The 19951-nt window shown below is 72.2% G+C and carries 21 protein-coding genes, 1 tRNA gene and 1 riboswitch; of the genes, 15 read left to right on the top strand and 7 right to left on the bottom strand.

The features are described from left to right. The first annotated feature begins 31 nt into the window (after positions 1 to 31). Positions 32 to 613, top strand: coding sequence for a DM13 domain-containing protein (locus tag O7609_RS13480; RefSeq protein ID WP_269736692.1), 582 nt, complete (start codon positions 32 to 34; stop codon positions 611 to 613). A gap of 57 nt (positions 614 to 670) precedes the next feature. Here O7609_RS13480 and O7609_RS13475 read toward each other — a convergent pair whose 3' ends face one another. The 3 genes from O7609_RS13475 to O7609_RS13465 form a co-directional block, all read right to left on the bottom strand. After that, positions 671 to 1246: a dihydrofolate reductase family protein gene (locus O7609_RS13475; RefSeq protein ID WP_269736693.1), complete on the bottom strand. Its 576-nt coding sequence runs from the start codon at positions 1244 to 1246 to the stop codon at positions 671 to 673. Between the two features lie 162 nt (positions 1247 to 1408). Further along, positions 1409 to 2458 (bottom strand): M23 family metallopeptidase, encoded by a 1050-nt coding sequence (locus O7609_RS13470; protein WP_443072112.1) that lies wholly within the window; start codon positions 2456 to 2458, stop codon positions 1409 to 1411. Positions 2459 to 2469: 11 nt separating this feature from the next. After that, positions 2470 to 2601: riboswitch (cyclic di-AMP (ydaO/yuaA leader) on the bottom strand. Between the two features lie 255 nt (positions 2602 to 2856). After that, complete coding sequence (locus O7609_RS13465) at positions 2857 to 4119, bottom strand: PP2C family protein-serine/threonine phosphatase (RefSeq protein ID WP_269736694.1); 1263 nt, start codon at positions 4117 to 4119, stop codon at positions 2857 to 2859. Between the two features lie 126 nt (positions 4120 to 4245). Here O7609_RS13465 and O7609_RS13460 point away from each other — a divergent pair, with 126 nt between their 5' ends. Next, the gene (locus O7609_RS13460; RefSeq protein ID WP_269736695.1) at positions 4246 to 5259 is read left to right on the top strand and encodes an ATP-binding cassette domain-containing protein; all 1014 of its coding nucleotides are present in this window, start codon (positions 4246 to 4248) and stop codon (positions 5257 to 5259) included. Beyond that, positions 5256 to 6065 carry an ABC transporter permease gene (locus O7609_RS13455; RefSeq protein ID WP_269736696.1) on the top strand — a complete coding sequence of 270 codons (810 nt, stop codon included), beginning with the start codon at positions 5256 to 5258 and terminating at the stop codon, positions 6063 to 6065. The genes O7609_RS13460 and O7609_RS13455 overlap by 4 nt, the downstream gene beginning before the upstream one ends. Positions 6066 to 6164: 99 nt before the next feature. Here the strand turns inward: O7609_RS13455 and O7609_RS13450 are convergent, their stop codons facing one another. Continuing rightward, positions 6165 to 6947 (bottom strand): DedA family protein, encoded by a 783-nt coding sequence (locus tag O7609_RS13450; protein ID WP_269736697.1) that lies wholly within the window; start codon positions 6945 to 6947, stop codon positions 6165 to 6167. A gap of 414 nt (positions 6948 to 7361) precedes the next feature. On the opposite strand from O7609_RS13450, the gene O7609_RS13445 reads away from it, so the two are divergent. The 3 genes from O7609_RS13445 (at position 7362) to O7609_RS13435 (ending at position 10254) form a co-directional block, all read left to right on the top strand. Then, the gene (locus O7609_RS13445; RefSeq protein ID WP_443072250.1) at positions 7362 to 8957 is read left to right on the top strand and encodes a M28 family metallopeptidase; all 1596 of its coding nucleotides are present in this window, start codon (positions 7362 to 7364) and stop codon (positions 8955 to 8957) included. Between the two features lie 230 nt (positions 8958 to 9187). Continuing rightward, positions 9188 to 9490 (top strand): type II toxin-antitoxin system VapB family antitoxin, encoded by a 303-nt coding sequence (locus O7609_RS13440; protein ID WP_219093383.1) that lies wholly within the window; start codon positions 9188 to 9190, stop codon positions 9488 to 9490. 98 nt (positions 9491 to 9588) lie between these two features. Continuing rightward, positions 9589 to 10254, top strand: a complete 666-nt coding sequence (locus O7609_RS13435) for a LytR C-terminal domain-containing protein (protein WP_269736699.1) — start codon at positions 9589 to 9591, stop codon at positions 10252 to 10254. Between the two features lie 162 nt (positions 10255 to 10416). On the opposite strand, the gene upp is transcribed toward O7609_RS13435, so the two are convergent. Next, positions 10417 to 11052 (bottom strand): uracil phosphoribosyltransferase, encoded by a 636-nt coding sequence (upp, locus tag O7609_RS13430; RefSeq protein WP_269736700.1) that lies wholly within the window; start codon positions 11050 to 11052, stop codon positions 10417 to 10419. Between the two features lie 73 nt (positions 11053 to 11125). Between upp and O7609_RS13425 the strand changes: the two genes are divergently transcribed. The 7 genes from O7609_RS13425 (at position 11126) to O7609_RS13395 (ending at position 15397) form a co-directional block, all read left to right on the top strand. Further along, positions 11126 to 11374: a hypothetical protein gene (locus tag O7609_RS13425; RefSeq protein WP_269736701.1), complete on the top strand. Its 249-nt coding sequence runs from the start codon at positions 11126 to 11128 to the stop codon at positions 11372 to 11374. Positions 11375 to 11573: 199 nt separating this feature from the next. Continuing rightward, entirely contained in the window at positions 11574 to 12104 is a 531-nt protein-coding gene (locus O7609_RS13420) for a tRNA adenosine deaminase-associated protein (protein ID WP_269736702.1), read from the top strand. 217 nt (positions 12105 to 12321) lie between these two features. Next, entirely contained in the window at positions 12322 to 12837 is a 516-nt protein-coding gene (gene tadA / locus O7609_RS13415; protein WP_269736703.1) for a tRNA adenosine(34) deaminase TadA, read from the top strand. Positions 12838 to 12847: 10 nt separating this feature from the next. Continuing rightward, positions 12848 to 12934: transfer RNA gene (locus O7609_RS13410), tRNA-Ser, on the top strand. Between the two features lie 240 nt (positions 12935 to 13174). Beyond that, a complete protein-coding gene (locus O7609_RS13405; RefSeq protein WP_269736704.1) occupies positions 13175 to 13336 on the top strand; it encodes a hypothetical protein in 162 nt (53 codons plus the stop codon). A 160-nt stretch (positions 13337 to 13496) separates the two neighbouring features. Further along, positions 13497 to 14288: an RNA polymerase sigma factor SigF gene (locus tag O7609_RS13400; RefSeq protein WP_269736705.1), complete on the top strand. Its 792-nt coding sequence runs from the start codon at positions 13497 to 13499 to the stop codon at positions 14286 to 14288. A 200-nt stretch (positions 14289 to 14488) separates the two neighbouring features. Then, complete coding sequence (locus O7609_RS13395; protein ID WP_269736706.1) at positions 14489 to 15397, top strand: RNA polymerase sigma factor SigF; 909 nt, start codon at positions 14489 to 14491, stop codon at positions 15395 to 15397. 236 nt (positions 15398 to 15633) lie between these two features. Here O7609_RS13395 and O7609_RS13390 read toward each other — a convergent pair whose 3' ends face one another. Continuing rightward, positions 15634 to 15846: a hypothetical protein gene (locus O7609_RS13390; RefSeq protein WP_219093403.1), complete on the bottom strand. Its 213-nt coding sequence runs from the start codon at positions 15844 to 15846 to the stop codon at positions 15634 to 15636. A gap of 265 nt (positions 15847 to 16111) precedes the next feature. Here O7609_RS13390 and O7609_RS13385 point away from each other — a divergent pair, with 265 nt between their 5' ends. Continuing rightward, positions 16112 to 17806: an MDR family MFS transporter gene (locus O7609_RS13385; protein ID WP_443072111.1), complete on the top strand. Its 1695-nt coding sequence runs from the start codon at positions 16112 to 16114 to the stop codon at positions 17804 to 17806. Between the two features lie 118 nt (positions 17807 to 17924). Here the strand turns inward: O7609_RS13385 and O7609_RS13380 are convergent, their stop codons facing one another. After that, the gene (locus O7609_RS13380) at positions 17925 to 18761 is read right to left on the bottom strand and encodes an amidohydrolase family protein (RefSeq protein WP_269737276.1); all 837 of its coding nucleotides are present in this window, start codon (positions 18759 to 18761) and stop codon (positions 17925 to 17927) included. A 703-nt stretch (positions 18762 to 19464) separates the two neighbouring features. Between O7609_RS13380 and O7609_RS13375 the strand changes: the two genes are divergently transcribed. Further along, the gene (locus tag O7609_RS13375; protein ID WP_269736707.1) at positions 19465 to 19884 is read left to right on the top strand and encodes a subtilase-type protease inhibitor; all 420 of its coding nucleotides are present in this window, start codon (positions 19465 to 19467) and stop codon (positions 19882 to 19884) included. Positions 19885 to 19951: the final 67 nt, after the last annotated feature.

Raw genomic sequence — 19951 nt, 5'->3', positions numbered from 1 at the left:
ACTGGATGGTGTGTGTGCCGGGAGGTTGACGATGGGGCGGTTGACGAGACCGATCGTCGCGGGAGCACTGGCCTTGGGGCTGGTCGCGGCGGGCGTGGTGCTGTATCTGTTCCAGCCATGGAAGCTGTGGACGGACGAGACGGTGAACGAGGCGCTGCCCTCGGCGAGTCCGCAGCCGGAGGCGTCCGCGGACGGGAGCCCGGACGCGGACGGGAGCCCGGAGGCGGAGGGGGAGCCCGAGCGGGAGGCTCCGGCCGGGCCGTTGACGTTGGCGCAGGGGGATTTCGTCACTCACGAGCACGCCACGAGCGGGACGGTGCGGATCGTGGAGCTGGCCGACGGCGAGCGGATCCTGCGGATCGAGGGGCTGGACACGAGTAACGGTCCGGACCTGAAGGTGTGGCTCTCGGACGCCGAGGTGCTGCCGGGCAAGGACGGCTGGAAGGTCTTCGACGACGGCGAGTACCTGAACCTGGGCAAGCTGAAGGGGAACAAGGGGAACCAGAACTACACGCTCCCCGGGGACGCCGAGCTGGACCTCTACAGCAGCGTGAGCATCTGGTGTGACCGGTTCGACGTCTCGTTCGGGGCGGCGGAGCTGGCCCGGGTGTGACGGGCGGCGCGCCGGTTCGGCGGGCGCGGACACCCCGTCCACCGAACCGGCGTGCGGTCAGGCGCGGTCGAGGGTGAGGACGACGCAGCCGCCTCCGAAGGTGCGGCTGTCGGTCAGGGTGAACTGCGTGGGCTGGAAGGCCGTGTCGAAGGCGGGGAGACCGGCCCCGGCCACGACGGGGTACTTCTTGATGATGAGCCGGTCGATCTCGGGGAGCAGGGGTCCGGCGAGCTTGCCGCCGCCGGCGAGGTAGACGTCCAGGGGCCCGTCCTCGGCCTTGAGCTGGCGCACCAGGGTGCGCGGGTCCTCGTCGGTGACGGTGACGGCCGGGTCGGGGGACACGGTGAGGCTGCGGCTCAGGACGTAGGTGCGCAGGTGGGCGTAGGGGTTGGTCATGCCCACACGCAGGGCGGGGCCGTAGGTGGCGCGGCCCATCACGATGGTGTCGAAGACGCGGTTCGGTTCGTCGGCGCCACCGAGCTGGCGACGGATGTGCGTGGGCAGGACCTCGGGGTACGCGGTGTTCATGTGCGCGACGTGGTCGTCGGTGACGGGGTAGAAGTCCACCTCGTCGTCGGGGCCGGCGATGTAGCCGTCGAGTGACATGCCGATGTAGTAGACGAGCTTGCGCACGGTCCTCCTTGGACGTCTCCGACGCGCAGGCGGGCGTGATCGTGTGGCGCGGCCCTGGCCCGGGGCGCCCCGGGCCGGCGGGAGGGGGACGACGCACCGGCGGCCCCGGCGTCGGGGGGATGGACGTCGGGGCCGCCGGGGGCTTGTGGGGCGCGGGCGGACTCAGATGCCGAGGCCCTTGGCGCGCAGCCAGGCGAGCGGGTCGACGGTGTCGGTGCCGCCCGGCCGGACCTCCAGGTGGAGGTGGGGGCCGGTGGAGTTGCCGGTGGAGCCGACGCGGCCGATGGTGTCGCCGGTGGTGACGGTGCCGCTGGTGCGGGTCATCGAGGAGAGGTGGCAGTACCAGATCTCGGTGCCGTCCTCCAGCTCCAGGACAATGCGGTAACCGTAGGCTCCGGCCCAGCCGGCCTCCTTGATGGTGCCGGAGTGCACGGCCTTGACCGGGGTGCCGGTGGGCGCGGCGAAGTCCTGACCGGTGTGGTCGCTGGACCACATGTTGCCGGACTCGCCGTAGCCGGAGGTGAGTTGGAAGTTGGCCAGCGGGAGGGTGTAGCTGGCGGCGAGCTTGCGCAGCCGCTCCTCCTCCGCCTTGCGCCGGCGCTCCTCCTCGGCCTTGCGCTTGCGCTCGGCTTCCGCCGCGGCCTCGGCGGCGGCTTCGGCCTCGGCCTTCTTCTCGGCCTCCCCGGCCGCCGACGTGGCGGCCTCGGCGGCGGCCTGGCGGCGGGAGTCGGCGTCGGCCGCGGCGCGCTGCTGGTCTGCCTGGGCGAGGATGCGGTTGCGCAGGGCCTCGCCGGCGTCGGTGGTGCCGTCGGCGAGCTCGGAGTCGGTGAGACCGGCCTGGGTGAGGGGGGCGGCGAGCGGGGCCGCCTCGTCGTCCGCACCGCCGATGGATATGCCGTCGGCGAGTCCGTCCAGGCCCGGCAGGTCCATGTCGGGCATGCTCAGCGGGACGCTGGCCTTGGGGCTGGCGGTGGCCATGCCGCCGGCGCCGATGGCCGCGACCATGCCGACGCCCAGGACCGCGCTGCTGCGGGCCATGCCGGAGCGCTGCTTGGCGACGCGGTGGCGGCCGCGGACGGGGCGGACGGTGTCCGCGGTCGGGTTCCACTCGGCGAACGTCGCGCCGTCCTCGACGGACGGGCCGTACACCGGGTAGGAGTCCGACTCCTCGCCCGCGTACGCGGTTTCGGCGGCCTGCCTGCTCGACGCCACGGAGGCGTTCTCCTTTCCTTCCTTCTCGCCTACCGGGTTAGCTGACGGGTTCGGAGCAGGAAGGTCTCCTACGGGCATGGGCGCCCGATTCACCCCATGAAGTGGTTCCCCGGTTCCCTGGGTGCATCTGGTGGTGCGGTGGTGGTGCGGTGGTGCGGTGGTGCTGCCAGTCGATGCACTGTCAGGATTCGGCCAAGGCGCACGGTGCCGCCTCTTGTGGCGGCGGTGACGACCGCGCTGCGTTATCGAACGTTAATAGACCCGCGGCTCATATTCCAAGCCTTCTCGGTAACAAGAGACGGCTCTCGCCTGGACGTTCACCCCACGACCGGACGGAACCGGGCATATTCACCACGTCCGGGGTTGCCCTCCATCCGGGGATCGTGGCCAAGTCGTCATCAGAGACGGTCCGACCGGTCACGGTGGGTCACGGCGAGGAGGGCCAGGTCGTCGGCCGGCGGACCGCCGGTGTACTCGGCGACGTCGGCGACGATCTCGTCGAGCAGCGCCTCCGGCCCGTACCGCGCCCACTCCTCCTTGATCCGCCGGGACGGCTCGTAGAAGACGCCGTCCCGGCCCCGGGCCTCGGTCAGGCCGTCGGTGTTCATCAGCAGGGTGGCACCGACCGGGAACGCCACCTCGCCCACCGGCGGCTTCTCGGCGTCCTCGCCCGGGAGCGCGGCGAGCCCGAGGGGGAGCGCGTACCCGGCGGGCTCCAGGCTCTCCAGCCGCCCGCCGGGGAGCAGGAGCCACGGCGGGGGGTGGCCGCAGTTGACGACGCGCAGCCGCCCGGCCGGGGTGATCTCGGCCAGGACGGCCGTGGTGAAGCCCTCGAAGGAGTCCACGGTGTCGGTGCGGCGCCTGCCCTCCCGGCGCAGGGCCCGGTCCAGCCGGAGGGCGACCACCGCCAGGTCCGCCTCCTCCTCCGCCGCTTCCCGGAAGGCGCCGAGCACGATGACGACGGCGCCCACGGCTTCCAGCCCCTTGCCCCGGACGTCGCCGACGAGCAGCCGCACGCCGTGCGGGGTGTCCTGCACGGCGTAGAGGTCGCCGCCGATGCTGGCCTCCCGCTGGGCGGCCTGGTAGCGGGCGGCGATCTCCAGGTGGTTCAGCCAGTGCTCCGGTGGCGGCAGCAGGGCGAGCTGGGCGGCCTCGGCGACGTCCCGGGCTGTGGCCAGCCGCTGGGCGCCGAGGCGCACCACTCGGTTGAGCACCAGGGCGAGCAGGGAGACGGTGGTGACGGTCGCGGCCTTCAGGGCACCTTCGAACAGGGTCACCCCGTTCATGACGTGCATGAGCCAGATCAGGGTGACGACGGCGACGAACCCGGTGGCGGCGGTGGCGCGGGGGGAGTAGAGCGGGGCGGCCACGAGCGGGGCGGCGGCGAAGACGGACGAGAAGACGATGTCCGGCGGCGTGAGGCTCTGGGCGATGACGCCGATGACGATGAGGAGCGGTGGGAGCAGGAGCGCGGCCCGCCGGAGGAAGGCGTTCGGGCGCGGCCCGATCAGCTCGCGCAGCGGATCGGGGGGCAGATGAGCACCGGCCGTCGGCCCCCGCTGGCCCTCGGTCGCGTCCGCCTCTCGGCGACGCCTGCCGGTGAGGTCGTCGTGACCGCCGGGATCTGCTCCGAGCGCGCGCTGCCGGTCGTCTGGCGGCATCCGGAGGCCCCTCAACGATTCGTCATCCTTTCGTCAAATCTAAGGAGAAACCCGGTTTCCGGCATCTCGGGCGGAATGTCAGTGCCGTGGGTCACAGTTGTCGAAAGGGATGGAGGGACCTTTGCCATGACCTACGCGATCCAGGCAGAAGGCCTGGCCAAACGTTTCAAGGAGACCCAGGCCCTCGCCGGGGTGGATCTCGCCGCCCGTACGGGCACGGTCCTGGGGTTGCTCGGGCCCAACGGCGCCGGGAAGACGACGGCGGTGCGGATCTTCGCGACGCTGATCCGGCCGGACGCCGGGCGGGCCCTCGTCGCCGGCCACGACGTCGTGCGGGAGCCCGGCCACGTTCGGGCGGCCGTCGGCCTGACGGGCCAGTACGCGGCGGTGGACGAGAACCTGACGGGAACGGAGAACCTGCTGCTGATCGGCCGGCTGCTGGGCATCCGCCGGAAGGAGGCGCGGGCCCGCGCCGCCGAGCTGCTGGAGCACTTCCAGCTCGCGGAGGCGGCGGGGCGGGCCGTCAAGACGTTCTCCGGCGGCATGCGCCGCCGGCTGGACCTGGCGGCGAGCCTGGTCGGCCGCCCCAGCATCCTCTTTCTCGACGAACCGACGACGGGCCTCGACCCCCGCAGCCGGGGCGAGGTGTGGGACATGCTGCGCGGCCTGGTCGCCGAGGGGATGACGGCCCTGCTGACGACGCAGTACCTGGAGGAGGCCGACAAGCTGGCCGACGAGATCGTGGTCATCGACAAGGGGCACGTCATCGCCGAGGGCACGCCGGACGGGCTGAAGTCGGAGGTCGGCGGGCAGGTGCTGCAGCTGCGTCCCGTCCACGCCGAGGACCTCCCGGCCGTGCACGCGCTCGTCACCGAGGCCGCGGGCGATCAGACGCACATCGAGGGCGACCTCGTCATCGCGCCGGTGAAGGAGCCGGAGCTGATGCCGGCCGTCGTGCGACGCCTGGACGGCGCCGGCATCGCGATCGGCGAGCTGGCCCTCCGCCGCTCCTCGCTGGACGAGGTGTTCCTCGCCCTCACCGGTCACCGCGCGGAGCCGGAGCAGCGGCCCGAGGACGAGGCCGCGCAGCCGGACGAGGGCGCGTTCGAGCGCGTGGGCAGTGCGGGAGGTGCGTCATGACGGCGACGACGATCACCGCGCCGCTCTCCAAGAGCGGGCGGGTGCGCCCCGGAGCGGGCCTGCGGCAGACGGGCACGATGGCCTGGCGGAGTCTGGTGTCCGTCAAGCACAACCCGCTCGAACTGGTCGACTACAGCATCACGCCGATCATGTTCGTGTTCCTCTTCACCTACGTCTTCGGCGGCCAGATGGCCGGCAGCCCGGAGGCGTACCTGCAGTACGCGCTGCCGGGCATCATCGTGCAGAACACCCTGTTCATGACCATGTACACGGCGATGTCCCTCAACAGCGACCTGACGAAGGGCGTCTTCGACCGGCTGCGGAGTCTGCCGATAGCCCGCTCCGCCCCGCTGTTCGGGCGGATCTCGGCGGACATGGCCAAGCAGCTCTGGGCGATGCTGCTCATGCTCGGGCTCGGCGCGGTGCTGGGCTTCCGCATCACGAACGGCATCGGGGGCTTCCTCGGCGCGGCCCTGCTGCTCCTGGTCTTCGCTCTGGCCGTCTCCTGGGCCGCGGTCCTCATCGGCATGCTCGCGGGCGATCCGGAGAAGGTGCAGGTCTTCGCCTTCACCCTGATCTTCCCGATCACCTTCACCAGCAGCGCGTTCGTCCGCGTCGAGACGATGCCGGGCTGGCTGCAGGCCTGGGTGGACATCAACCCGGTCACGCACCTGTCCGACGCCTTCCGCGGGCTCCTCGTCGGCGGGGACGTGGCGGCCCCGGTGATGTGGTCCCTCGTCTGGGCCGCGGGGATCGCCGCGCTGTTCATCCCGCTCGCCATGCGCGCCTACCGGGCCCGGGCCTGAGGAGGGGGCACCCCGCGAGGCGTCGAGCCCGGGGTCCGGCGGCGGGCGCCCGGGGCGGTCCGACGAGGCGGCGGGTGCGGTGCCGGGGCGGCAGCGGGGTCAGGGCTGCGCGCGCCGCCCGCGCGTACCGGGCGCGGGCTGTGCGGCGGTAGCCGACGGGGCTTCCGCCGGAGTGGCCTCCGCGACGACGGCCCCACCGGCGGCGGCCGGACCAGCGTCTCCGATGGCCGAACCGGCCGCCTGGGTGGCCGCGGCACGGCTGTTCTCGCGGCGTGCCCGCCAGAGCTCGACGATGATCGGGATCACCGACAGGAAGACGATGCCGAGCAGGATGGGCTCGATGTTGTCGCGCACGAACGCGATCTGGCCGAGCATCGCTCCGAGCACCGTCACCCCGGCGCCCCACAGCACGCCGCCCACGACGTTGAAGGTGACGAAGGTGCGGTAGTTCATCCGGCTGACCCCGGCGATGATCGGCGTGAACGTCCGCACGATGGGCACGAAGCGGGCCAGGACGATCGACTTGGGGCCGTGCTTCTCGAAGAACGCGTGCGCCTTGGTCACGTTCTCCTGCTTGAACAGCCGCGAGTCCGGGCGGCGGAAGAGCGCGGGCCCCACCTTGCGTCCGAAGAGGTAGCCCACCTGGTCGCCCGCCACGGCGGCGATGACGATCAACGTGCACACCAGCCACAGCGGGTAGTGCAGGTACTGGTCGGTGGCCACCAGCAGCCCGGTGGTGAAGAGCAGCGAGTCCCCGGGGAGGAAGAAGCCGATCAGCAGCCCGGACTCGGCGAAGACGATGACGAGGATGCCGATGAGACCGAAGGTGGCGATCAGGTAGTCCGGGTCGAGCCAGCTCGGTCCGAGCGCGAGTGAGGTCACGGGGCAGGTCCTCGGTCAGAGCGCTGCGCGCGCGGGGGCGGGGGAGGGCACCGAGAATACGCGCCGAGTCACCAGGCGCCGGAATCTCGGCGTCCGCAACCCTACGCGCCCGGCGTCCGGGTCAGGGGCGGTCCGGGGCCGCGCCTTCTTTCACGGTACCCGCCGACCGGGGCTCCCGCCCTGATCGTGCGGCCGCCGGGCCCAAGCCGTGACGGTCTCGTCCCCCACCCGCGCTGCCGCTTTCCGGGGATTCGGACCGGCTGTCCGTGATGGGCGGGACTCGCGTGGGGGAATTGTGTGACAACCGTTCCCCTCCGCGCGTTCGGCGGCTACGTTGCCTCGCAGCGCGCGTCCGTAACGCGGACAACAATCCCCCGCCGTCGAACAGCCACCCGCCGTACCCGTCGGAAGGACCTGTCTGTGCCCGCTTCGCCCAAGATCAGACGACGCACCATCGCGGCGATCGCCGCGGCCACCGTGGCCACCCCGCTGCTGCTCACCACCACCGCCACCTCCGCCTCGGCGAAGACGGACATGTCCGACGAGGGCACCCGGCTCGCCCGCAAGCTGGTGGAGAAGACCACGGGCGAGAACGCCTTCCGGCACATGGAGGTCTTCCAGGCCATCGCCGACCGGAACGGGGACAACCGCGCGGCCGGCAGCGAGGGCTACGACCAGTCGGCCAAGTACGCGGGAACGCTGCTCAAGGCGGCCGGCTACGACGTCACTTACCAGGAGTTCGACTTCACCTACCGCGAGACGGTCGCGGAGAAGCTCACGATGCTCTCGCCCGAGCAGCGTGACATCCCGATCAGCCTGATGACGTACACCCGCAGCACGCCCGAGGGGGGCATCGAGGGGTCCGTCGCTGAGGTGCCGGTCGACGAGGACGGCACCACCGGCTGCACGCTCGACGACTACGCGGCCGGCGACTTCACCGGCAAGATCGCCCTCATCCAGCGCGGTGGCTGCACCTTCGCCGACAAGCAGAAGTACGCCGCGGAGGCCGGTGCGATCGGCGCGATCATCTACAACCACTCCGACGGCGCGCTGAACGGCACCCTCGGGGACCCGAACGTCGGCGTCGTCCCGACCGGCGGTATCACCAAGGCGGACGGCGATGCCCTGTCCGACGCGGTCGCGGCGGGCGAGGTGACCGTCAACCTGGAGATCATCGAGTACCAGGACGAGCGGAGCACCACCAACGTCATCGCCGAGACCCGCGGCGGCGACGCGGACAACGTCGTCATGGTGGGCGCGCACCTGGACTCCGTCGCCGGTGGCCCGGGCATCAACGACAACGGTTCCGGCTCGGCCGGTGTGCTGGAGGCGGCCCTCCAGTACGCCAAGGTGACCAAGCAGTGGCACCACCGCACGGACCACCCCAAGCAGCCGAGGAACAAGGTGCGCTTCGCGCTGTGGGGCGCGGAGGAGCTGGGCCTGCTGGGCTCCGAGCACTACGTCGCGGACCTGTCCGGGGAAGAGCGCGAGGACATCGCCCTCTACCTCAACTTCGACATGATCGCCTCGCCGAACTACGGCCTGTTCGTCTACGACGGTGACGACTCGGACGGCATCGGCGCCCCGGCGGGCCCCGAGGGGTCGGCGCAGATCGAGCACGGGATCAACGAGTTCATCAGGTCCCAGGGTGAGGAGCCGCGCGGGACCGACTTCTCCGGCCGCTCGGACTACGGCCCGTTCATCGCGGAGGGCATCCCCTCCGGCGGTACCTTCACCGGTGCCGAGGGCGTGAAGACCGAGGAGCAGGCGGCCCTGTGGGGCGGCGAGGCCGGCAAGGCCTACGACGAGTGCTACCACGCGGCCTGCGACACGATCGAGAACGTCAACACGCACGCGTTCAGCGTCAACGTTGGAGTGATCGCGGACGCGGTCGGCCGGTACGCCTGGGACACCTCCTCGCTCAGCGAGCCGGTGCCGTCCGTCCCGACCGGTGACGGCTCCGACGAGGGCGGCGGCCTGCACGACCACGACCACGAGGTGCTGAGCTGATCACGCTCGCCTCTCCCACGGCGTGGGCGCTGGAACGATTCCTCGCTTCCGGTGCCCACGCCGTGCGCGTCGCCCCGTGTGGGCGCCCCGCGCGACCCGCCGGGGCTCGCGGGTGACGTCACGTCACCCGCGCACGCGGCCGCGCCGGTGGCGGAACACACGCCCGGGCGCCGGATTTCCCGGGTGGCGCGAGGCTGCGCCGCGCGCCGCCCGCCCGGTAGGCTTTCCGTGTGATCTTCAAGCGAATCGGAAACGGTCGGCCGTATCCCGATCATGGCCGGGACAGCACCCGGCAGTGGGCGGACGTGGCCCCGCGCCCGGTGCGCCTGGATCAGCTCGTCACCACCAAGGGCCAGCTCGATCTGGAGACGCTCCTCGCGGAGGACTCGACGTTCTACGGTGACCTGTTCGCCCACGTCGTGAAGTGGCGGGGTGACCTCTACCTGGAGGACGGGCTGCACCGCGCGGTACGCGCGGCGCTCCAGCAGCGCCAGGTGCTGCACGCCCGGGTGCTCGAGTTGGACGAGCACTGACCCTTTTCCCGTAGTGCGGTGCCCCTTTCGGGGTGTCCCGTGAACGATGCGTAAGTCATCCTGTACTCACATCGGCCCGGCGGCGATACCCTTCGGCCATGAGCATGCTGACGCCCCCTGAACTGGGCGGGGAGTACCGCATCACGGGTGACCGCTACCCGCGCATGCGGCGCCGTCGCGGCCGGCACCGGATCGTGCTGGGCAGCCTCGCCGCCGTCACCGCACTCGGGTTGGCGTCCTGGGGCACGCTGGAGCTCATCTCCGTCTTCTCCGGGAACTCGACCCCGCTCGCCGCGGCGCACGCGGCCGGCTGCGCCCCGACCCCGACGGCCTCCGCCGGAGCGCGGGACGCCGAGCCGGTCGCCGTCGCGAAGGTGGCGGAGCCGAAGGCCGTCACGGTCAACGTCCTCAACGCCACCACGCGCACCGGGCTGGCCCAGGACACCGCGGACGTGCTGAAGAAGCGTGGCTTCACGATCGGTGCCGTCGACAACGCGCCCCCGGAGCTGGACGGCAAGGTGAAGGCGACGGGGCTGCTCATCGGCACCGAGCAGGCCGAGAAGGACGGTGCGTTCGCGCTGCTGAGCGCTCACGTGGCGAAGGCCGACACCCGGACGGACGCCGTCCGCGCCGGCGACGCGGCGACCAGCGTCGACCTAGTCCTCGGCGACGCCTTCAACGGGCTGGCCGAGCCGAAGGCGGCCGCCAAGGCCCTCACCGCGCTCACCGAGCCGGCCCCGGAGCCCTCGCAGACCGGCTGCTGACTCCGGAGGCCGCCAGGCCCGGAGGCCGCCGATCTCCGGGGGTTGCCGATCTCCGGGGGTTGCCCCCGGGAGCTGCCGATCTCCGGGTTTGCCCGGTCTTCCGGGTTGCCCCGGGGCTGCCGACCCCGGCGCCGGGGGCCCGGGGTCAGCCCCCCGGCGCCGTCAGTCCGCCGAGCCGTACATGCGGTCGCCCGCGTCACCGAGCCCGGGCACGATGTAGCCGTTCTCGTTGAGCCGCTCGTCGACGGCGGCCGTCACCACCGTCACCGGCGTACCGGCCAGCTCGCGCTCCATCAGCTCCACGCCCTCCGGAGCGGCGAGCAGGCAGAGGGCGGTGACGTCGTCCGCTCCGCGCGAGATCAGCTCCTTGATGGCCGCGACGAGCGTTCCGCCGGTCGCGAGCATCGGGTCGAGCACGTAGACCTGGCGCCCGGAGAGCTCGTCCGGCATCCGCGTCGCGTAGGTGGAGGCCTGCAGGGTCTCCTCGTCCCGGATCATGCCGAGGAAGCCCACCTCGGCGGTCGGGAGCAGCCGGACCATGCCTTCGAGCATGCCCAGCCCGGCGCGCAGGATCGGCACGACCAGCGGCCGCGGGCGGGAGAGCCGCACGCCCGTGGTGACGGTGACGGGGGTGGTGATGTCCACCTGCTCGGTGCGCACGTCACGGGTGGCCTCGTAGGCCAGCAGCGTGACCAGCTCGTCGGCGAGGCGACGGAAGGTCGGGGAGTCCGTGCGCTGGTCACGCAGGGTGGTGAGCTTGTGTGCGACGAGGGGGTGGTCGACGACGTGGGTCCGCATGCCCCCGACCTTACCGGTGGCATGAAACAGGTGTTCCGGGGAAAGTGGACGCATACGCCGGAGGTGAGGCCCGATGTCCGACTCATCCGACACGCAGCGTGCCAGCGCCCGGTCCCGTGCCCGGCGGCCCGGCGGACAGCGGCCCCAGGCCGGGGACGGCGGCCTCCGGGAGCTCTCGGCCGACCCGGAGCGGCTGCGCAAGCGTGCCCTCTTCCTCCGTGAGCTGAGCGAGGCCAAGGCCCTGCGGGACCGCGTCCAGCCGCGGCGCGCCCGGGCGGCCCGGATGCGCGAGCAGATGCGGATGCGCACGTTCCGCTGGTGACCCCGGAGCGGGCGGTACGGCGCCGGACGAGTGTCGCCGCCCCACACGGGCGTCGGGCACTCGGGCGATCGACGAACGCGTGGTCCGACGCACGGCACAGGACTCCTCCCAGGGGCCCGGTTTCTGTCACGATTCCGAGTGAGCGGGGCGTCGCCCCACTTGAGCACTCGGGAACGCTGAAACCAGTGGGAGAGTCACGGTGTACTTCGCCGCACTGCTCGCTCGTACCGAAGAGGGTTGGGACGCGAGCGACACGGAACTCGACAATGTGGAAACCCTGGCCGACCTCGCCGACGTCGCCCGCGAGGCGTCCGTCGACGACGACACGGTCCTGATCTGCATCGAGCAGGAAGGCGTCTGGTTCGGCGTCGTCCGGGTGGACGACGAGGACGATCCGCGGATCTTCGTCTCCAGCGCCGCCGCCGCCGCACGCAGCGCCTACGGGGAGATCCTGCTCACCGACGAACTGCTCGGGCGGGAGCCGCGCGCCGCCGAGGACCTCGACCGCCTCACCGACCTCGACGGCACAGAGGACGGCGAACCGGAGGACGACGGCGCCGGACCCGAGGCAGCGGACGACGCCCTCCCGGAGGGTCCCGTCGGCGACGCGGAGCTGCTGGCGGACCTGGGTATGAGCGCCGAGGACGTCGTCCTGCTCTCCGCCGACGAGGCGATGGCCCAGATCGCCGAGACGCTGGGCTGCGCGGACGTCCTGGAGGCCGTGCGATAGCGGAGGCCGTCCACCGGGCGGGGACGTTCCGCGCGCGTTCCCCCTCGATGTCCGGGGCCACGCACGCGGTGCCGGGGCGGGCCACGCGGTGACCTGGCCATGCGGCGCCGGGGCGGGCCGTGACCGGGGCCAGGCCCGGACCGGGGACATGCGGCGCCGGAGGCCGCACGTGCCGCACCGGTGCCGCGGCGGCCACGGGGGCGGGGACACTGAGGGCATGTCCGTCCCCGCCGCAGACCCCGTCCGTGACCCCTGGCTCCCCGCGATGCGGCTCGCCCTGGCCGAGGCGGGCCGCGCCCCGGCCGTCGGCGACGTCCCCGTGGGCGCCGTCGTTCTCGGCCCGGACGGGACGACGGTGCTGGGGCGCGGGCACAACGAGCGGGAGGCGACGGGCGACCCGACCGCCCACGCGGAGATCCTCGCCCTGCGGGCCGCGGCCCGGGAGCTCGGTGCCTGGCGGCTGACGGACTGCACCCTGGTCGTGACGCTGGAGCCCTGCACCATGTGCGCCGGCGCCCTCGTCCTGGCCCGGGTGGACCGCGTCGTCTACGGGGCGCGGGACGCCAAGGCGGGCGCGGCCGGCTCCCTGTGGGACGTCGTCCGCGACCGGCGGCTCAACCACCGCCCCGAGGTCGTCGCCGGGGTCCTCGCGTCCGAGTGCGGCGCGCTGCTGACGGCGTTCTTCCGCGAGCGGCCGGGGACCGATTTCGACCCCGGCCCGGGCGTGGGCTAAGCTCTCTCTCGGTAGCGTGTCCGAGCGGCCGAAGGAGCTCGCCTCGAAAGCGAGTGAGGGGGCAACTCCTCCGTGGGTTCAAATCCCACCGCTACCGCTCTCCGCGAAGGGCCGGACCACTGGGTCCGGCCCTTCGTCGTGCCCGGGCCCGGTCGGCGAAGGCCCGTACCCGCCGCGCGGGAGTCGACGCGGCCCGGGGCCTCGCCTGCCGGTCCGGGGTAGGGGTGGACAGGGGGAGGCCCTCGAACGGACGGACGGTTAGACTCTCGCGACTGCGCTCAGGGGACGCGGACGACTCGCGGCGGTGCGGTCCTGGGGCCTGGGAGGGGCGAGACGCGTGGATATCAAGAAGGTCGTCCTGGTTTCCCTCTCCATTTTCGTGGCCTACACGATCATCACGTCGCCCGACCGCTCGGCGGAACTGGTGGGGGTCGGGTTCGAGGGCATATCGAACGCCGCCAAGGGGATCGGCGAGTTCATGACGGAGCTTGTCAACTGACGCTCGGCCGAACGGCCCTGTGGTGAACCGGACGGCGCGGTCCGTTCGGTTGCACGGTCACCAACACGGTTTTTGGTGGTGCTTGCACAGAGATGACTCTGATTGTGATGCTATGACCGCTTTTGCCGCGTGAGAGACCGTGAAGGGGTGTGGTCGAAAGGTGACGGCGACTCAGGCCGGCGAGAGCCGCAGCGCTCGGACCCGAGCGCTGACCCAGGTGCTCTTCGAGCGGCTGGCCGCACAGGAGCCGGGCACGCCCGAGCACGACCGGGTGCGGGCGGCGCTGATCGAGACCAACATCCCCCTCGTCCGCTACGTCGCCGCCCGGTTCCGGCACCGCAACGAGCCGATGGAGGACGTCGTCCAGGTCGGCACGATCGGCCTGATCAACGCGATCGACCGGTTCGACCCGGAGCGCGGCGTGCAGTTCCCGACCTTCGCGATGCCGACGATCATCGGCGAGATCCGGCGGTACTTCCGGGACAACGTGCGCACCGTCCACGTCCCGCGCCGGCTGCACGAGATGTGGGCACAGGTGAGCGCGGTCGGCGAGGACCTGACGGTCCTTCACGGCCGCAACCCGACGACCGCCGAGATCGCCGAGCGGCTCGGCGTCACCGAGGAGGAGGTGCTCGCCTGTATGGAGGCGGGCCGCGCCTACCGGGCGACGTCACTGGAGGCCGCCCAGGAGCGGGACGACGGGCTGCCCGGGCTGATCGACCGGCTCGGGTACGAGGATCCGGCGCTGGCGGGCGTCGAGCACCGCGACCTCGTCCGTCACCTGCTCGTGCAGTTGCCCGAGCGGGAGCAACGCATCCTGCTACTGCGCTACTACAGCAACCTGACGCAGTCACAGATCAGCGCGGAGCTCGGGGTTTCGCAGATGCACGTGTCCCGGCTGCTCTCCCGGAGCTTCGCCCGTCTGCGTGCCGCAAACACCATCGACGCCTAATCAGTTCGAGGGACACACGCGTGGGTTGCGCGGGGATGGCGGTGTGCTGTTTTATCGACATGGCGCTACGTCGTGTTGCTGACTTGTGACATTCTGCAAGAACCGCGTTTGCCGTGGCGGCACCGCCGGTATTGAGCTGAAGGTGCGACCCTCGCGTGCGAGGGGGCCGCTGCGACCCGTCCGCGACCCAAGGGGGTGGCATGTCCGTAGAACTGGGCAGCTCCAAGGTGCTCACCGAGAGCACCGAAGAGCTCGGCACCGATGCGGGGCACAGCGTGCAGAGTGTGCCCGCCGACCTGTCCGATACGCCCGGCGCGGCCGGGCCTCAGCCGCCCGACGTCGCGGCGCTCGACACCCGCACCCTGTCCCGCTCGCTGTTCCTGCGGCTGGCCTCACTCCCTCAGGACAGCCCGGAGCGCGCCTACGTGCGGGACACGCTGATCGAGCTGAACCTGCCGCTGGTGCGCTACGCCGCGGCCCGGTTCCGCAGCCGCAACGAGCCGATGGAGGACATCGTCCAGGTCGGCACGATCGGCCTGATCAAGGCGATCGACCGGTTCGACAGCGAACGGGGCGTGGAGTTCCCGACCTTCGCGATGCCGACGGTCGTCGGGGAGATCAAGCGCTTCTTCCGCGACACCTCCTGGTCCGTGCGGGTGCCGCGGCGGCTCCAGGAGCTGCGCCTGGCGCTGACGAAGGCGAGCGACGAACTCTCCCAGCGGCTCGACAGGTCGCCCACCGTAGCCGAACTCGCCTCCTGCCTCGGAGTGTCGGAGGAGGACGTCGTCGACGGGCTGGCGGTCGGCAACGCCTACACGGCCAGCTCGCTGGACTCCCCGGCCCTGGAGGAGGACGGCGGCGAGGGCTCCCTCGCGGACCGTCTGGGCTACGAGGACGCCGCACTGGAGGGCGTGGAGTACCGCGAGTCGCTGAAGCCGCTCCTGGCCCGCCTGCCGGCCAGGGAACGGCAGATCATCATGCTGCGGTTCTTCGGCAACATGACGCAGTCCCAGATCGGCGAGGAGGTCGGCATCTCCCAGATGCACGTCTCCCGGCTGCTGACGAGGACGCTGGCCCAGCTCAGGGACGGGCTCATCGCGGAGGAGTGATCACCCCGGGGCGCCGCGGGTGCGCGGCGCCGCGAGGCCGAGGAGCCGGAGGGAGGGGCGGCCCGCTGGTGGGCATGCGCGGCGGCGGCCGGTCCTGCTGCGGCCCGGGCTCACCCGCCCGGGTGAATGCGCACCCGTGAACACGCTCCGGGAGCCCTGAGCCGCGGGAGCGGCCCGGGGCCCGGGAACGCCTCGGGAGCGTTCGGGAACGTCCGCCCCGCGGAGCTCGGCAGAGCTCAGGAGACGGCGAACCAGACGACGGCGGCGAGCACGGCCACCGCGACGACGACGCCCACGATCAGCCCGACGCGCGGGCCGGCGGGGGCCGGTGCGGCTGCGGCGGCCCGGCGGGGGCCGCCCTCGTCCACGAAGGCGCGGAACATCTGCGTGCTGCCGGCCGGATCCTGGTTGCCCTCGGGTCCGTGGGGCACCTGCGGGTGATGAGCCATAGGCGGACCCTAGCGAAAGCGTGGTCGGCCGCGCACCCGGCGTCCCGCTCCGCGTTGGCGTTGGCCGGAGCTTTAAGGATTGTTTGCCCAGCCTGCCCGGATTTCGTTTGGCCGCATCCGACTCCGTGCCTATAGTTGCTTAGAGCAACGAAGTACGGAGGTGGGTATGGCGAGGCCGGAGACAGCCGAGGGAGACATACCGGGCGGGCCATCGGACCCGCCCGGAAGCACGACCGCAGCCGGCACTGCGGCCACGACCGGCAGCATGGCCGGGATCGGCACCGCCGGCGACGTCGGCACCGCGGCCGCGACCGTGACGGACCGTGCGCCGGGCGGCGGGGCGGGCGAGGCCCGCGGGACCGCCACCGACGCCGGAAGCTCAGCCGCGGGAAGCTCGGCCGTCGCGGGCTCGGCCGTCGCGGGCCCCGACGGCGGAGGCTCCGGCCCCGGCGCGCCGGCCATGACACACCGGCAGGTCATGGAGGCCCTCTCCGGGCTCCTGCTCGGCATGTTCGTCGCCATCCTCTCCTCGACCGTCGTCTCCAACGCCCTGCCGCGGATCGTCTCCGACCTCGGCGGTGGCCAGAGCGCCTACACCTGGGTCGTCACCGCCTCTCTGCTCACCATGACGGCCTCCACCCCGCTGTGGGGCAAGCTCGCCGACCTCGCGAGCAAGAAGGCGCTCGTGCAGAGCGCGATCGTCGTCTTCGTGCTCGCCTCCGCCGGGGCCGGGCTCGCGCAGTCCACCGGGCAGCTCATCGCGTTCCGGGCGGTTCAGGGCCTGGGCATGGGCGGGCTGGTCGCCCTGGCCCAGACGATCCTCGCCGCCATGGTCTCGCCGCGCGAACGCGGCCGCTACAGCGGGTACTTCGGCGCGACATTCGCCGTCGCCACCGTCGGCGGCCCCCTGCTCGGCGGCGTCATCACCGACGCACCCGGGCTCGGCTGGCGGTGGTGCTTCTACGTCAGCGTGCCCTTCGCCGTCCTGGCGCTCGCCGTGCTCCAGAAGACGCTGCGGCTGCCGGTCGTCCGCCGGGAGGGCGTGCGCATCGACTGGCTCGGCGCGGTGCTCGTCAGCGCCACCGTCTCGCTGCTGCTCGTCTGGGTGACGCTCGCGGGCCAGAGCTACCCGTGGATGTCCTGGCAGACCCTGGCCATGACCGGCGGATCGGTCCTGCTGGGCCTGGCCTTCGTCGTCGTCGAGTCCCGCGCCGCCGAACCCGTCATCCCGCTGCGGCTGTTCCGCAACCGCACGATCGCGCTGACCTCGCTCGCCTCGCTCTTCGTCGGCATCGCGATGTTCGGGGCGACGGTGTTCCTCAGCCAGTACTTCCAGCTGGCCCGGGGCGAGTCCCCCACGATGTCGGGAGTGCTGACCATTCCGATGATCGGCGGCCTGTTCGTGTCCTCGACGCTCTCCGGACAGGTCATCTCCCGCACCGGGCGCTGGAAGGGCTGGCTCGTGGCGGGCGCCGTCCTCATGAGCGCCGGGCTCGGGCTGCTCGGCGGCATGCGCCACGACACCCCGTACTGGCACGTGGCCGCCTTCATAGCCCTGCTGGGGCTCGGCGTCGGCATGATGATGCAGAACCTGGTGCTGGCGACGCAGAACCAGGTGTCCCTGGCCGATCTCGGGTCCGCCAGCTCGACGATCACGTTCTTCCGCTCGCTCGGCGGTGCGGTGGGCGTCTCCGTGCTGGGCGCGGTGCTCGCCGAACGCATCTCGGTCTACGTACGCGACGGCATGGCAGGGGCGGGCATGACGCACGACGGCCCGACCGGCGGCTCCGGCAGCGCCATCCCCGACCTCGACACGCTCCCCGGGCCGGTGCGCGCGATCATCGAGAGCGCGTACGGCCACGGCATCGCCGACATCTACCTCTACGCGACCCCGTTCGCCCTGCTCGCGCTGGCGCTGGTGGTCTGCGTGCGCGAGGTCCCCCTGAAAACGGCCCCCTGACGCGGCAGGCGGGCCGGACGCCGGGACGTCGAGCGACGGGACATCGAGCGACGGGACATCGAGCGACGGGACGTCAGGCGGCGGGACGTCAGGCGCCGGGACGTCGAGCGGAGGGGCGTCAGGCGGCGGGCAGGGCGAAGAGCCGCGCGGCGTTGTCGTGGACGACGGCGCGCAGCCAGGCGTCGTCCTGCCCGAGGCGGGCGAGCGCCTCCAGCGCGTGCGCGTAGCCGTAGGGGATGTTGGGGAAGTCGCTGCCGAAGAGGATGCGGTCCCGGTGCTCGGCCAGCCGGGGGCGCAGCTCGGCCGGGAAGGGCAGGAGCGACTCGGAGAAGTCGGTGAAGGCCATGGTGGTGTCCAGGTGGACCCCGGGGTGGACGTCGGCCATGTCCAGGAACTCGCGGTACTCGGGCATGCCCATGTGCGCGACGATCAGCCGCAGCCGGGGGTGGCGGGCCAGGACGGCGGCGATCGGCCCGGGGCCGGTGTGGGTGCCGGGCGCGGGGCCCGAGCCGCAGTGGATCACCGTGGGCACCCCGGACTCGGCCAGCAGCCCCCACACGGGATCGAGCAGCGGATCGGCCGGATCGTAGTCGCCGACCTGGACGTGAGCCTTGCACACCCGCGCCCCGGCGGAGATCGCACGCTCGAGGTACGCGGGGGCCTCCGGCTCCGGGAAGAACGTCGCGGTGTGCAGGCAGTCCGGGTGCCGGGCGGCGAACCCCGCGCTCCAGTCGTTGAGCCAGGCCGCCATCCCCGGCTTGTGCGGGTAGATCATCGCCGTGAAGGCCCGGGCCCCGAAGCCCCGCAGCACGGCCAGCCGCTCCTCCTCCGCGTAGCGGTAGGTGATCGGCCACTCGACGGAGGTCTTCGGCCCGACGGCGTCGAAGTACGCCCACACCTTGTCCAGCACCCGCTGCGGCATGAAGTGCGTGTGCACATCGACGAGCCCGGGCAGCCCGAGCCCCTGCCAGAACGCCTGGACGCGACGCTCCTCGCCGGGGCCGGGGCGCTCGCCACCCGGTCGTCCGGCGGGGGCCGTCGACGGTTCGTGGGTCTCACACACGGCTCCGAGCCTACGGCTCCCCCCGCGAGGCAGCGACGGCCACCGGTGCGTCACGGCCACCGGGGGCGGGCGGGACGGTGTCGAGGAGAGTCGGGGCCGTGGCTCGGCTGGCGGCGCGCTGGTGGTGCGCTGGTGGTGCGCTGGGGCTGGGGTGACGGTTCGGTGGGGTTTCGCTGACAGCCCGTCCGCCGGACCGACCTCGGGGTGGAGGCAGGGCCGACCTCGAGGTGGAACCGGGCCCGAGCTCCAGGTGGGGTCGGGGCCCGACGTCGGCCCGGCGACGGCCGGACGACCGAGCGGTGACGCGCAGGCAGCGCGGAATCGGCCCCGGCGACGCTTTCCGGCCGATTGTCAGACAGCCGCAAATCGCCCTTCTCGCACACCGCAGGAACGTTCCCCCGCCCCACACCTGGCCAGCACCTTCGCACATCCCGTCACAACAAGCCACTGATTGAGTACGCAACGTTTCCAAAAATGACGGGTCAGTGTGCGCTTCCGAGGAGTCATCGGCAGACTCCGGAACGCAATCCGTCACCCGGCGCCCGGGAACCGGACCGGGGCCGGACCGAACCGTTTCTGCGGAAGGAAGCACACCATGCGGAAGACCGCGAAGCTGGCGGTGGGCGCGCTGATAACAGCAGCCGCGCTCGTACCTTTCGGCGGCACCGCCCACGCCGCACCCGCCTCGCTCTACGCACCCTCGGCCCTGGCGCTGACCGTCGCCTCGGGCGACACCTCCGCCACCGCGGCGCCCGAACGGGCCGTCACCCTCTCCTGTGCGCCCTCGGCGACCGGCACGCACCCGGACCCGGCCGCCGCCTGCGCCGACCTCGCGCGGGTGGACGGGGATTTCGGCAGCCTCGCCGCCGATCCCGGGCGGTTCTGCCCCCTGTACCACGACCCGGTCGTCGTCACCGCCGTCGGCGTCTGGAACGGCCAGCGCGTCTCCTACGAGCGCACCTACGGCAACACCTGCCAGCTGGGCGCCGAAGCCCACTCGGTGTTCGCCTTCTGAGCCCGTTCCCCCTGGTCCGTCCCGCTCCGCCTCCCCGCGGCGGGACGCCTGCCGGGGGCGGCCCGGA

The organism is Streptomyces sp. WMMC1477 (genome assembly GCF_027460245.1).
In the GTDB taxonomy this organism is placed as follows: Bacteria; Actinomycetota; Actinomycetes; order Streptomycetales; family Streptomycetaceae; genus Streptomyces.
Note: the sequence above shows the minus strand (reverse complement) of the source record. Positions and strands in the feature narration are given on the sequence as shown.